The following is a 13,752-nucleotide window of genomic DNA, read 5'->3' on the forward strand; positions in this document are numbered from 1 at the left end:
CCTTCGAAGTTTGAGATATAAAGGAAATTATTTAATATTCAACTTTAATTTTTCACTCATATTCTTTAGTCCAACTTATTAATTGTTTAATTACTTTTTGTTTTAAGCCTTCATCAATCTTCCCTATCTTAAAAATTTCCGAATAGCATAATCCATCGATGGCTAATCTAATAATTGCAGCCTTTATTGGCTCGATCTCATCCTTTTCCATTTCTTCATATAATTCTTGACAATCATTTTGGAACTTGGAAAGAAGAAGTGGGTTAGTAAACAAAGTTGCGACATATGCAGAAACAAGCCCGTTTGATAAACCAGTATCGTTTATTGCTGATTCCAAGTAAGCACGATGCCATTTTCCTATGGATTCCGAAGAATTGCTTACTTTATCCCGAACATCCATTAAAAATGCTGACGAATATTCATCAATCATACCTTTTATAATTGCGTCCTTATTAGGAAAATGATAGAGTAATCCTCCTTTACTGATACCAGCCTGTTTCGCGACAGCCTCTAATGTCAATTTTTCCATACCATAATTCTCAATAATAAAAGAAGCAGCAGCTAATATTTCTTTACGTCTTGAATTGCTCATCAAAATGACCTCCTTTCTCAGTCAGAAATGAATTATTCACTCACTTTAAATTAACTATACCGTCTGGACGGTAACTATGCAAAGTGATAATTGTTATATATATATATAACATCGATTATTTTCATCCTAAATTATTCCTCCTAGCATTTATCTAACAAAAAGATAGATAACGAACAATGTGTAGTTTATAATGAAAACATGTTGTTTATATTAAAATTATATCGTTTTTGCTACATAATTCAATTTACATTTAAGACATAAATGTACGATAAGGAACAAAAGGATAAAATCTGTTGTTTAAAATGACAATAACGAACAAGGAGATATAAGATGTTGAAAAAAACGGATCTGCGGATTATTCGGACAAAGAAATTTATATATGATGCTTTTATCAAACTGATAGCGGAAAAGGGATACGATGCTATTACCATTCAAGATATCACAGATGAGGCACTCATTAATCGGGCAACATTTTACTCGCATTACAAGGATAAACAAGATTTGTTAACAAAGCTTAGTGAGGATGCACTAGGAGAGTTGACAAGTAAGATGGTCCTATATGCCCATGTGCAGGGACATCAAATAGATCTTTCGAAATTCGAGGAAATTTTACAATCCATATTTGAGTGTATGGTAAAACATGCAGACTTTTATAAAACCATGCTTGGGCCTAATGGCATTCATGATTTTAACCTACAAATGCAGCAGACTATTATGGATAACCTTGAACAAAATTTCATTGAGCTTAAAATTGAAGACCATGACTTAGATATTCCAAAGGATATGGTATTGCATTTCATCACTTCCTGTGTTGTTGGGATAGCAATTTGGTGGCTTCAAAATGACATGAAATATTCACCGAAATATACTGCACAACAATTAGTGAAGCTTATTACGAAAGGACCCTTGTGTGCAGTGGGTTTTACTTTATTTAATGAGGGCTAGAGTTTCGTTTCATCATTTTTCTCCTTATTTTATTTGTCTGTTTATATTTAGTGTAAGGAAAAAATAATCAAACTTTTTTATAAAAACCAATCTTAAATCTACTAGAAAAGCATCTATTTTGATCAATCTTTTTTCAAAATGGATGCTTTTTATTTATTGTAAAATGCTGGCTTGTGGGGTATTTTTGATCAAACTTTATTTCAAAGCTACAGTAAGACCCCTTACCTCAAGATTTAGAGTGAATCGAGGAAGATATAGGTGGGGGATGAAAAAACCCCCACTAATGGAAGTTTCACTTTATTACAATCATAGCGGAAAATGCAGAAGAACTGTTCTGATTTTTGTTGTTTTATCTTAAAAAACATAGTGTTAGCAAGGACTTTCAACTTTAGCTATCCTTTGTAAAAAATACGTGCAAGAAGTAGAAAAGTTAATTATACTAGTGCTACATTTCATTTTTATTAAAAGAGGGATTCAGATGAATATGAGTAAGAAAATTTTCACACTAATGTTAGCTTTCACTTTGTTTGCCTTACCAACATTTGCACAAGCAAAAACCTATAGTGGCAGTAAATCATCAGTTTCATCTCATTCTAGTACCGGAGGGATTAGTACTAAAGGCTCGACTTCTGGCAGCAATCGTTCTTCTGATGGGACATATCATTCAGGTTATAAATCTTCGTCATCAAATGTGCAATCGAAGAAACCAGCTTCTGTAGATCGTACACCACAGTCACAGCCAGCTCCTAAGAAATCTAGCTTTTGGGGTCATGCAGCATCATTTGGGGCAGGAGCTTTACTAGGTAGTATGCTACATCCATTTGGAAATCATGGAGTTGGTGGAGTAGGCGGAAGCTTTTTTTCTAGTGGTTTATTAATAGATATTCTCATCATTTTAGGAATTGTTTGGATTATACGCCGTATTTTCGCAAGACGTTAAGAAGGAGAGACAACGATGAAGATTTATTTTACTGAACAGGATATAGTTGATGCGGTTTGTGTACACGCGGCCTCTATACATGCGTATCGTCCGGAGCAAATTGATGTTGATTTACAGTTTCATCCGAATAGAGGGTTTGGCGCCAGTGCTCGTTTACCGTACCGAACTGTAGAGCTTGGTGAGCAGGAGTTAATCGATGCAATTGCATTTTATCTAAGGGAATATCACAACTTTATTCCGGAGAGTTTGCGTATTGATTTACAATTTCATGAGCAAACAGGATTTGCAGCGGATATCGAGGTGGCGTAAATAAGAAAACCTTCCGTAAGTTAAGTTACTTTAGAAATATTGTATGAAAAATGCTATTTTACGGAATGAATAGATAGAAATGAAAAAGTAAATTGATTATAGTACATGAAACATGTTTAAAAGACTAGCGTCTAAATAGACGCTAGTCTTTTATTTTAGTAACATCTTTTTAGTTTGAAAATTGAGATATTAATAGAGTCTCTCTATAATATGAATTAACTTTTATAATTAGAAAGAAGGAAATACATATGAGAAGGACGCTTGTGATAAGTGATGTTCATGGCGAATTAGAGAGATTTGAAAAGTTATTAGAAAAAGTAGAATACAATCCAAAAGAGGATCGACTCATTTTGCTGGGAGATTATGTAGATCGTGGTCTTAATGCTAAAAAGGTAATTGAAAAAGTAATGCGATTAAAAGAAGCTGGTGCACTAGTCTTAAAAGGTAATCATGAAGATATGATGATAAAAGCTTTAACGACAGAGGAAGAAAAATTTTGGAATCATTGGGTAAAGAGAAATGGAGGGGATCAAACGTTACATAGCTACGGTTTTTCTGAAAGTGATATTGCTGTAAATGAAGAGAAGTTCATAAGACCACAGTTACATTCTGAAGTGTTAGAACAACATTTAGAATTTATAAAAAGGTTAGACCACTATATTGAAACAGATGAGTATATTTTTGTTCATGCGGGTGTGCAACCAATGACACCTGTTTCTGAAACAGATGCGCATACATTGATGTGGATTAGAAATGAGTTTCATAATGGATATAATGGTGAAAAAACTGTTGTCTTTGGGCATACAGAAACGAAAATTCTTCACGGGGATAACGAGAATTTTGGCGTGTATTTTGGTGAAAATCGTATCATTGGTATTGATGGAGGGGCTGTATACGGCGGCCAGCTGAACTGTTTAGAATTGCCAAGTCAAAAAGTATATTCTGTGAAATAAGAAAGATTTCCTATACAAACGAGCTAATGTAGGGGAAAAGAGGAGATAAGGGATCAAAACAATGATGAAATCTTATCTCTTTTTTAGTTGATTGTATTATTCATAATGAATACTCCTCGCTTCATTATTTGTTTAATTCCATTACTCCATTTTTTCCGTTTATAAGAACCCGGATTATTGCAGCCACAATTTCTACCATTTTTTCATCTCTTATCTTTCCTTGTTTTTCGTTTCATTTCTTACTTTTAGTATAGTGAAAAGCTCATTTCGTAACTATTGAATTAAGTAGCGTAAGGATTACGTTGTTGTAAAGAATGAGGTTTAAAGGAATGAAACTAGCAAATTAAAAAATTTATTTTTATTAAGGGAATTTTAAGGAATGGATTCGATAATAAGTCTTACTTAATGAAGCATAGGAAAGGAGAAACAATTTTGAAAAAGTGGATTAGTATTTTAGGGATTCTTACCATTGTACTTGGTGCAGGGGCTTGGTATGTATTTAAGGATAAATCGCAACCAGTGATGAATCAAGCAGTAAGTGTGGCAGTTCAAAAAGGGAAACTAGATGTGAAAGTAAAGGGTTCTGGTTCTACTCAATCTATGACAAATGAAGATATTACAGCAGACTCAAATAAAGTAGTTGAGTCAGTATTAGTCTCAGCAAATGATGTAGTGAAAAAAGGACAGGAGTTAATTACATTTACAGATGGGAGTGATTCAATTGTAGCACCAGCTGATGGAACGATTACATCTATACCAGTGCAAGCTGGAGATCGTGTAACGAGTGGGAAGGCTGTTGCTCATATTACAAACTACGGTGATTTAGAAACAGTTATTCAAGTTGATGAATTAGATATTCCAAAAGTACAGGTTGGACAAAGTGTAACATTAAAAGTGAATTCATTTCCAGATACAACCTATACAGGAAAGGTAACAGATGTAGCGAAGGAAGGAACAGTTTCTAATGGTGTATCCTCCTTTAATGTAACGATTCATATTGATAATCCAAAAGATGTGAAAATTGGAATGACAACAGAAGCTAGCATTTTGACTGATAGTAAAGACAATGTTCTATATGTTCCAGTAGAAGCAGTTCATACAAGAGGAGATCAAAAATTTGTTTTTGTTCAATCCTCAGCATCTTCTTCTAATGGAAAGACAAATATGCAGCAAAAAGTTGTTAAAGCAGGTATTCATAATGAAGATTCCGTAGAAATTACGGAAGGGTTGCAAGAGGGAGAACATATTCAATTGCCTATGGCTGCACAAGGAAATGGAGCGAATAACTACAATAATAAACAAAGAGGCTTCATGATGTCTTCAGGTGGAGGCATGGGAGGAGGCTTCGGCGGCGGAGGTATGAATAGAAATAGAGCTGGAGGGAGAGGGTGAGAATGAAACCGATTATTGAGATTCAGAATATGACCAAATCATATGAGATGGGCGGCGAAATTGTACGTGCACTCGATAATGTTTCTCTTACAATCTATGAAGGTGATTTTCTCTCCATTATTGGCCCTTCTGGATCAGGAAAATCTACGTTTATGAATATGATTGGTTGCTTAGACCGTCCAGATGATGGACAGTATCTATTGGATGGAGATGCAGTAGATAAACTGAATGATAATCAACTAGCCACAATTCGAAACGAAAAAATTGGTTTTATCTTTCAAAACTTTAATTTGCTAACGAAATTAACAGCAATTGAAAACGTTGAACTTCCGCTTTTATATCGGGGAATAAGTACAAAAGAAAGAACAAATACCGCGTATAGCTGTTTAGAAAAAGTTGGGTTGCAAGGGAGAGCTCATCATTTGCCTAGTCAATTGTCAGGTGGACAGCAGCAGCGCGTTGCAATTGCACGCGCTTTAGTTGGAAACCCACCAATCTTATTAGCCGATGAGCCGACAGGAGCATTAGATAGCAAAACAAGTGAAGAAATTATTGGGGTAATGAAAGAGCTGCATGTGCAGGGACATACAATTATTTTAATTACGCACGATTTAGAAGTAGCAAAACAAGCAAACCGAATTGTTCGTATACAAGATGGACAATTGTTTGAAAGTAGAGGTGAGTACATTGGGGCTAATACAATCCATCAAAATGGCAATGCGCAGTATCAAAGGTAATAAACTACGAGCATTTTTAACGATGCTAGGCATTATTATTGGTGTTTCGTCTGTTATTGTACTTGTCTCAATTGGTCAAGGCTCAAGTCAAGCTGTAACAAATCAAATTAATAGTTTAGGTACGAATTTGTTAACGATAAATATGATGGGATCTGACGCGATAAAACTTACTGAACAAGATATTGCAAAGTTTCAAAAGATTGATGGGATAAAAGAAATGTCTCCCGTTGTTTCGGGACGAGTTACTGTAAAAAATGGGACGCTTTCAACACAAGTATCACTTACTGGAACAAATAGTTCTTATCAGCAAGTACGCGATATGAAAATCAACGAAGGTCGTTTCTTATCAGATATGGATGTAGAATATAGACAAAAAGTCATTGTACTTGGTGCGAATACAGCACAAAATTTATTTGGATTTGAAAATCCAGTTGGAAAAGATGTACAAGTAAATGGTAGCTCTTTTAAAATAGTAGGTGTACTTGCCTCAAAAGGTGGTTCTATGGGACAAAGCGGTGATGATGTTATTATTATGCCGCTGAGTACAGCGCAGCGAATTGTAAAGAATACCAGTATACAGACAGTGTATGTACAAGTAAGCAGTGAGGAAAAACTAAATACTGTCATGGCACAAATTGAAAATAAATTAGCTGGAATGTTCCCGAATAAGCAAGATAACTACAGCGTATTTAATCAAAAAGATTTAGTAGATACGATGAGTTCGGTAACAGGTACAATGACGATGATGCTTGGAGGAATTGCTTGCATTTCTTTATTAGTTGGCGGGATCGGAATTATGAATATTATGCTTGTATCTGTTTCAGAACGAACGAAAGAAATTGGCATTCGTAAAGCAATTGGGGCGAAAAGAAAAGATATTTTACTACAATTTCTGATTGAAGCAGTAGTACTAAGTTCACTTGGAGGATTAATCGGAATGGGAATAGGGCTCTTGGTTGCAAAGATTCTTTCCGTGGCAACAGGTATGACGATTGCTTATTCTGTTCCTGTTATATTGCTTGCATTTTTATTTTCCTTATTAGTAGGAGTTGGATTTGGGGTATTTCCAGCCAATAAAGCATCGAAACTGCATCCTATTCAAGCACTTCGATATGAATAGAACATGTTATCGGCAGTATTCTTGCCTAGAAATTGAAGCGATCGCATAATGCGGCCGCTTTCTTTTGCTAGTATAAAGTGAAATTTCCAATAGCGATTTTTTCCCCTTACTGATTAGCATCATCAATTGGACTTTTACGGACAGTTATCGTCCACCTATCTTCCTTGTTTTTTAGAATTACGAGGTGAAAGTCTTATTGTTCGTGAATAACGGAAGAAAAAATAAGAGGTGAAGAAGTGAGATGCGTTTATTAGTTGTGGAAGATCATCCTCCATTATTGGAGTCAATTACACAAATTTTACGAAATGAATTTGAAGTAGATACGGCAAAAAATGGTGAGGAAGGATTATTTCTAGCATTGCAAAATATTTATGATGCAATTCTTCTAGATGTGATGCTTCCAGAGATGGATGGATTTGAAGTAATTCAGCGGATTCGAAGTAAAAACATTCAAACGCCTGTTTTATTCCTTACTGCAAAAGACTCTTTGGAAGATCGGGTAAAAGGGTTGGACTTTGGCGGAGATGATTATTTAGTGAAACCGTTTCAGGCGCCAGAACTTCAAGCGAGAATTCGTGCTTTATTAAGAAGGAGCGGGAGCTTAACAACCAATCAAACGATTCAGTACCGTGGTATTGAGTTGTTTGGAAAAGAGAAAGATATTCAAGTGGATGAGGTACCTATAAAATTAACGTTAAAGCAATATGAACTATTAGAATATCTGATTCAAAATAGTGGGAAGATTTTAATGCGTGAACAAATTTTTGATAGAGTATGGGGATTTAATTCTGATACAACAGTAGCCATTGTAGAGGTATATGTGCATCATTTGCGAAAGAAGCTGGAGCCATTTGGCTATCATAAAGATATTCAAACTATACGTGGTATTGGATATATCTTAAAAGAACAATGAGACAACATAGCATGTTTCAAAAGACACGCATTCAACTTACGATTTTGAATTCATTAGTATTTATTGTGTTAATTGGTATGTTAGGAAGTGTTATTTATTCATATACACATAAACGGCTATACGAAGGAATAGATGATTCAATAGATAGATTTATTAAGAAACAAGAAAAAGAAGACAAGTCTATTCCAAGTCATTTTGATTTTAACAAAGACCTGCATATTGGCGATTCTCGGATTATCGTTTTAAAATGGGATGAAAAGAATCAACTGGTAGGGATGGAACCACGATTTCTAGATCCAAGCTTTTTTGAGAGAAATCAATCTAAATTATTTCCTAAAACATTTGGAGAACGGCAGGATATAGAGGTAGAAGGTGTAAACTTTCGGATGATTGCAGCTCAAGGAAATACGGATTTAGGGAAAGTCACGTTTCAAGTATTGAGGGAAATAAACCCTGAAAAGGAAATGCTGCATACACTTCTACTTATTCTTGTAATTGGATGCAGTATAGGAAGTATATGTGCGGTGGGAATTGGCTTTTTTTTAGCTGGTAGGGCGCTTGTACCAATTAAGAATGCTTGGCATAAACAGCAGCAGTTTGTTTCAGATGCTTCACATGAATTACGAACTCCTTTAGCAGTGATTCAATCTAAAGCGGATGTATTGTTTCAATCTCCTACTGCAACAATAGAAGATAAGGCGATGGATATTTCAACTATATCAAAGGAATGCCGACGCTTATCCAAACTAGTTGCAAACTTACTAACATTAGCACGTTCTGATTCAGATCAAATTGAAATGGACAAGAAAACTTTTGCATTAGATAAATTGCTAAGTGAAATTGTAAATCCTTATTCAGAAATTGCTTTGTATGAAGAAAAAACAATTACGTTAGATGTCGTTCCTTCTATTTTGTTTATGGGAGATAAAGAGCGTATTCATCAATTAATTGTAATTTTATTAGATAATGCGATGAAGTATACAAATGCAGGTGGAAGTATTAATGTATCTTGCTCTGAAACAACAAATGGGATTGTAATCCAAGTAAAAGATGATGGTGTTGGCATCGTTGAAGAAGATATCCCAAAAATTTTCGATCGTTTTTATCAAGGTGATAAAGCAAGGGCGGCATCAAATGGAGCTGGATTAGGTCTGTCTATTGCAACCTGGATTGTTGAGAAGCATTACGGGAAAATAAAAGTGTATAGCAAAATTGGAGAAGGTACTTGTTTTGAAATTGTATTTCCAAAGAATCAAAAAGTACGAAATATTTATCCCGCATTAACGGGCAGTAAGACCCCACCCTCAAGATTGAGAGAGAAGCGAAGAAGATAGGTGGGGGATAACTGCCCGTAAAAGCCCGATTGGTGAGAGCTTTCCATCAGTGGGGGATGAAAAAAACCCCACTGATGGAAGTTTCACTTTATATGAAAGAAAAATAGGCGATTAAAAAGACGATCTTGTTTTATACAGGGTCGTCTTTTTTTAAGGGAAAGTTAAGAAATTTTTTTCATAATCAATATATACCTCATGATGAATTACAAATGATAAATGGTGAAAAAAGAAGGGAGAACAAAATGAAAAGAATGAGAAAAATTCATTTTTGGATTGGGTTAATTGCTTCATTATTTATTTTTATTGAATCTGCAACAGGAATATATATGTATTTTAGTGGAAAAGGTCCCGGTGAAAGAATAGAAGGGGCTGCTAATTTTCAAGAACGAGGCTTTGGCAGAAATGGTGATACAGGAAATGTACAAAATGGACAAGACATACAAGCGGGGAATTCTGATTTTAATCAGGGAAGTGCAGCGTCAAATAGACAATTTTTTCAAGATAGAAGTAACGGGGGATTCAATTCTTTATCAAGATTAGTTAGGGAGTTGCATACAGGAGTGATTGGATTAATCGGTTCTATTGCAATGCTTATTTTAACAGGGACTGGATTATGTATATCTTTTGTAATGTTGCGAGCAAAATGGAGAACAAAGCGTCAAAAAGAAATAACAGTTTAAGTGATAGTTATGAGGAAGGGAGGAAGTGAAAGATGGTTAGAAAAAATACGTTTGGTCTACTAATTGTTGGAGTATTAAGTCTCGGTGTAATGGGAGGGGCTTCTGCTTGTACAAATAAGGATGCAAATGAATGGCAATTATCTCAACCTAGTAGTTCACAAGTAAATGGTGGGACTGTACATGCTGCATATACAGAAGATAAAGCGCAGAATTTAGGAATTGAAACAGAAGGAAAAGAGCTACTTACACTTGAGAAGGAAATTCATGAAACGGAAGTAGAGAAAGAGGCAAATCAGCTGGGGGTTTCCACAGAAGGAAAAGATGTTGGAACACTTTCTGAAGAAATATATGAAGCAAAGGTTAAAAAAGAGGCGGAAAAACTTGGAATACCAGTAGAGGGAAAAGAAATTGTAGATTTAATAGCAGAAATTAATAAGATAAAAATAAAAAGTGAAGCAGAAAAATTAGGAGTTTCCACAGAAGGGAAAGAGATTGCCACGATAGCTGAAGAGCTTTATGGAACAAAAGTAAAAAACGAAGCAAAGCAACTTGGTATTTCAGAAAAGGGAAAAAATATGGAAGCGTTAGCGAAAGAAGTATATGAAATGAAAATTCAAACAGAAGCGCAAAACCTTCATATTGATCTGTATGGAAAAGATATTTATCAAGTGCTACAAGAAATTAATGAGCAAAAAGTTTTGCAAGTTGCAAAAGAACTTGGGATAGATGTAACGGATAAGGATACACAGAAGCTTACAGAGGAAATTGAAAAACAACAACCAGATCGAGTGCAGGACCTTCATTTTTCACCTTGGATACAAACAGATGCAGATGCATTTTATTATTATTTAACAAGTGGCTGATGTTCTGAAAAGGGAAAAGAAATGAGAAGAAAAAGGAGTTTTCATATGATTATATGGGTGATAGTCATTATTCCTTGTCTCATTATTTGCTTAACTCCATTGCAATATTTTTATCATTCACTAAAACTAGGAATACTGCTACTACAACTTCCATTATTTTTTTCATCTCTTATCTCTCCTTGTTTTTGGTTTCATTTCTTACTTTTAGTATAGTAAAAAGCTTATTTTGGAACTATTGAATTAGGTGACGTAAGAATTACAGTTTTGTAAGGGAAATGCTATGGTTTGCCGCCTTCTTCTACATGTATAACAATCTGTCCATATAATCTTTCCCCAATGTATGCATTTAGTAGCCATAAGCCGGAAGAAGGGAGTAACATACTAGAGGGAAAACTTGTGATATCTTTTGTAATCTCTTGTGGTGTTGTCCAAACATTGCCTGTTATCTCATCTTGAAAAAAGACAGGAACTGGTTTCGTTGAGCCTTGTTTTAGTGCAATGACAGTTAGTTTTCCAGAGGGGATATTTGGACCCAGAAAGAACCACATATATTTATTTGGTTGATTAGCAATCCAAGTAGTATCTGCAATTGCAACCTTATCTTCTATACCTTTTACAGATATTTTATCGTGCTCAAATGATGGACTTTCCTCCCAATTGACATCCTTAAGGATGCTAAGGTGAAAGAAAGAAGGAATATTATTTTGTGGTTGTATCGTTTCAATTATTTTTGGGGAAGTAGATTTTTTTACTGTAGTTGTACAGCCAGCGATGAGACAGGAGAGAAGTAGCACAGTTCCAAGTTTTTTCATTCGGCCACGCTCCTAGGCATATTTGTATTTTAATTGTATTGGACAAAATAAAGAACAATTCCTGTAAAAGAAAAAGAGAGGCAATGCAGATAGCATTGCCTCTTTTCTTATTCGTTTTCTTCATGTAAAAACAATACCATGTGTTCTTCGTCCCAATATTGATCGTTATATTTTAACGAACGTTCTTGTACGCCAAATGTTTTAAAGCCTAATGATTCATAGAGTTTTTTAGCGCCTTCATTGCCAACGACAACATCAAGCATAAGTTGTTCTACTTCTAATTCTTTTGCTTTTTCAATTGCTGCCTGCATAAGTGCCTTACCAGCACCAAGGCCACGCGCTTTTGGAGAGACATAAACAGCACCGATCTTTGCTTTATGTTCTTGCTTTAAAAATGATTTCGTTTCCAGAGTTGCAACACCGATTAATTCACTATCTTTAAAAGCACCAAGTGTGTAATTTTCATTTTGAGATAATATTTCTGCTTTATATTCAACAGGGTCTTCCTTGTTAATGATATCTTCGTAAGAGGAACTGAACGCTTCTGGATTTTGCTTTAATCCTTCAACGCGAAGTGCTAAATAAATTTCTGCATCCTTTTTTGTCAATACACGAATTTCCAATCATATCACCTTCTAAATCTTTGGTAGTTGTACATATACATCTTATATTAAAGTAATAATAATTTCAAAAATATAGTATTTATGGTTAATGTTATTGGTTGAAAATTATTTACTAAAATAATAAAAATGTCTATTGAATTGGTAATTCTATCATAAATATAGTTCCAATTCCAACTTCACTTGTTACATGTATAGAACCACCATGTAATTCTATGATTTCTTTTGCAACAGCTAAGCCAATACCTTTTCCACCAGTTGCTCGCGTTCGGGATTTATCGACCCGGTAGAAGCGTTCAAAAATATGTGGTAAGTCTTCACCTGGAATTCCCTCTCCTTCATCTTGCACTTGTATAAGAAAAGTATGCGCCTTTTTTAATACTCGTACTGTAATTTGAGAATCTTCATGAGAATGTTGGTGTGCATTATGTAACAAATTCAGCATGACTTGCTCCATGCGGCGTTCGTCTATGCAGACATATAAATCTTCTGGGCAATATAAAGAGATGCCTATTTTCTTTTTTTGAAGAGATGGCTTTATTTTTTCAACCATACGCTCTACAAATGGTAGCAGTGAAACAGGTTGCTTTTTTATAGCAAATTGATGTTGTTCAAGTTGTGCAAGTTCAAATAAATCTTGTACGAGTTCGGTAATATTTTCTGTTTCTTCTTCAATAATTTGTAAATATTCTTCCCGTTCTTCTTTAGATAAAGACGTTCTTTTTGCAACTTTTGTATATCCTTTTACATATGTGAGCGGGGTTAATAATTCATGTGCAACACTTGCGAGAAACTCATTTCGTTCCTTTTTCATATAGGTTAGCTCACTAGAAAGCTGTTCAATTGTTTTTGCTAAGCTTCCTAATTCGTCCTTACTCTTAATACCTAATGTAATCGGTTCATTTTGCTTCATCATTTTTTCGGTTGCTCGCTTCATTTTGATAAGTGGATTTGTAATAACTCTTGAAAATAAAAACACTAAAATTGTTGTGAGAGCCGCTGTCAATGCACCGACGGTAACGAACTGTTTCGTTAAGCGGAAAATCATTTCTTTTATAGAAGCAGTTTCTAAAAACATATGGACATAGCCAATTACTACCCCATATTTTGTAATAGGACTGACTGTTGAAATATATTTTGATGCTTTCCAGCGATCTTCTGTTACCATTCCGTCTCTAGGAATATACTCAATCTTTTGTTCAAGTTGTTTGTGGATGTCTTCTGTAATGGGATCGGAAGAAGCTAAAATATTACCTGCTGCATTTGTTATGACGAGTTTCGTATGAGAAGGGGCGTTAGATTCCATCGCCGCGACATGTTCAATGGCTCGTTCGCTATAGCGTTTTTCAATAATATCACGATACCAATTTCCTTTTTCCAGTAAGGCTGTAGTTTCTTCGTCTACACGCATTTGTGCCAGTGTTGTATGAAAGGATACAAATAATATGGATTCAATGCAAAGAGATAATAATAAAAAGTATGTACCAAGTTTTATAGAAAGTTTATTCATTATGATTCACAACCTTTTTCCTGTACTAGCAG

At 34.9% G+C, this 13,752-nt stretch carries 14 protein-coding genes and 1 pseudogene; 11 read left to right on the forward strand and 4 right to left on the reverse strand.

Annotated elements, in window-relative coordinates; all coding sequences use genetic code 11:
* Nucleotides 1-52: 52 nt before the first annotated feature.
* Nucleotides 53-592 (reverse strand): TetR/AcrR family transcriptional regulator, encoded by a 540-nt coding sequence (locus tag LRP84_RS10940; protein WP_230575097.1) that lies wholly within the window; start codon nt 590-592, stop codon nt 53-55.
* Between the two features lie 330 nt (nt 593-922).
* Between LRP84_RS10940 and LRP84_RS10945 the strand changes: the two genes are divergently transcribed.
* From LRP84_RS10945 to LRP84_RS10995, 11 genes and pseudogenes are all read left to right on the forward strand, one after another.
* Nucleotides 923-1,537, forward strand: a complete 615-nt coding sequence (locus tag LRP84_RS10945) for a TetR/AcrR family transcriptional regulator (protein ID WP_230575098.1) — start codon at nt 923-925, stop codon at nt 1,535-1,537.
* A 478-nt stretch (nt 1,538-2,015) separates the two neighbouring features.
* Nucleotides 2,016-2,477: a hypothetical protein gene (locus LRP84_RS10950; protein ID WP_230575099.1), complete on the forward strand. Its 462-nt coding sequence runs from the start codon at nt 2,016-2,018 to the stop codon at nt 2,475-2,477.
* 15 nt (nt 2,478-2,492) lie between these two features.
* On the forward strand, nt 2,493-2,786 hold the full coding sequence (locus LRP84_RS10955; RefSeq protein WP_230575100.1) for a DUF2653 family protein: 294 nt from the start codon (nt 2,493-2,495) through the stop codon (nt 2,784-2,786).
* Nucleotides 2,787-3,034: 248 nt separating this feature from the next.
* On the forward strand, nt 3,035-3,739 hold the full coding sequence (locus LRP84_RS10960; protein ID WP_230575101.1) for a metallophosphoesterase family protein: 705 nt from the start codon (nt 3,035-3,037) through the stop codon (nt 3,737-3,739).
* Between the two features lie 432 nt (nt 3,740-4,171).
* Nucleotides 4,172-5,131 (forward strand): efflux RND transporter periplasmic adaptor subunit, encoded by a 960-nt coding sequence (locus LRP84_RS10965; RefSeq protein WP_230575102.1) that lies wholly within the window; start codon nt 4,172-4,174, stop codon nt 5,129-5,131.
* A gap of 2 nt (nt 5,132-5,133) precedes the next feature.
* On the forward strand, nt 5,134-5,868 hold the full coding sequence (locus LRP84_RS10970) for an ABC transporter ATP-binding protein (protein WP_302850588.1): 735 nt from the start codon (nt 5,134-5,136) through the stop codon (nt 5,866-5,868).
* Nucleotides 5,819-6,988 carry an ABC transporter permease gene (locus LRP84_RS10975; protein ID WP_230575103.1) on the forward strand — a complete coding sequence of 390 codons (1,170 nt, stop codon included), beginning with the start codon at nt 5,819-5,821 and terminating at the stop codon, nt 6,986-6,988. The genes LRP84_RS10970 and LRP84_RS10975 overlap by 50 nt, the downstream gene beginning before the upstream one ends.
* 241 nt (nt 6,989-7,229) lie before the next feature.
* Nucleotides 7,230-7,901 carry a response regulator transcription factor gene (locus LRP84_RS10980; protein WP_230575104.1) on the forward strand — a complete coding sequence of 224 codons (672 nt, stop codon included), beginning with the start codon at nt 7,230-7,232 and terminating at the stop codon, nt 7,899-7,901.
* Nucleotides 7,898-9,163 (forward strand): annotated as a pseudogene (locus LRP84_RS10985) (sensor histidine kinase); the annotation flags it as partial. The gene LRP84_RS10980 and the pseudogene LRP84_RS10985, both read left to right, overlap by 4 nt.
* Nucleotides 9,164-9,477: 314 nt before the next feature.
* Nucleotides 9,478-9,915: a PepSY domain-containing protein gene (locus LRP84_RS10990; protein ID WP_230575106.1), complete on the forward strand. Its 438-nt coding sequence runs from the start codon at nt 9,478-9,480 to the stop codon at nt 9,913-9,915.
* A 32-nt stretch (nt 9,916-9,947) separates the two neighbouring features.
* Complete coding sequence (locus LRP84_RS10995) at nt 9,948-10,778, forward strand: transporter (RefSeq protein WP_230575107.1); 831 nt, start codon at nt 9,948-9,950, stop codon at nt 10,776-10,778.
* A gap of 278 nt (nt 10,779-11,056) precedes the next feature.
* On the opposite strand, the gene LRP84_RS11000 is transcribed toward LRP84_RS10995, so the two are convergent.
* From LRP84_RS11000 to LRP84_RS11010, 3 genes are all read right to left on the reverse strand, one after another.
* Nucleotides 11,057-11,590: a DUF4871 domain-containing protein gene (locus LRP84_RS11000; RefSeq protein WP_230575108.1), complete on the reverse strand. Its 534-nt coding sequence runs from the start codon at nt 11,588-11,590 to the stop codon at nt 11,057-11,059.
* A 107-nt stretch (nt 11,591-11,697) separates the two neighbouring features.
* Entirely contained in the window at nt 11,698-12,213 is a 516-nt protein-coding gene (locus LRP84_RS11005) for a GNAT family N-acetyltransferase (RefSeq protein ID WP_230575109.1), read from the reverse strand.
* Between the two features lie 130 nt (nt 12,214-12,343).
* Nucleotides 12,344-13,720, reverse strand: coding sequence for a HAMP domain-containing sensor histidine kinase (locus LRP84_RS11010; protein WP_230575110.1), 1,377 nt, complete (start codon nt 13,718-13,720; stop codon nt 12,344-12,346).
* Between the last annotated feature and the right edge of the window lie 32 nt (nt 13,721-13,752).

Origin of the sequence: Bacillus rhizoplanae (genome assembly GCF_917563915.1) — a bacterium.
Lineage (GTDB): Bacteria > Bacillota > Bacilli > Bacillales > Bacillaceae_G > Bacillus_A > Bacillus_A rhizoplanae.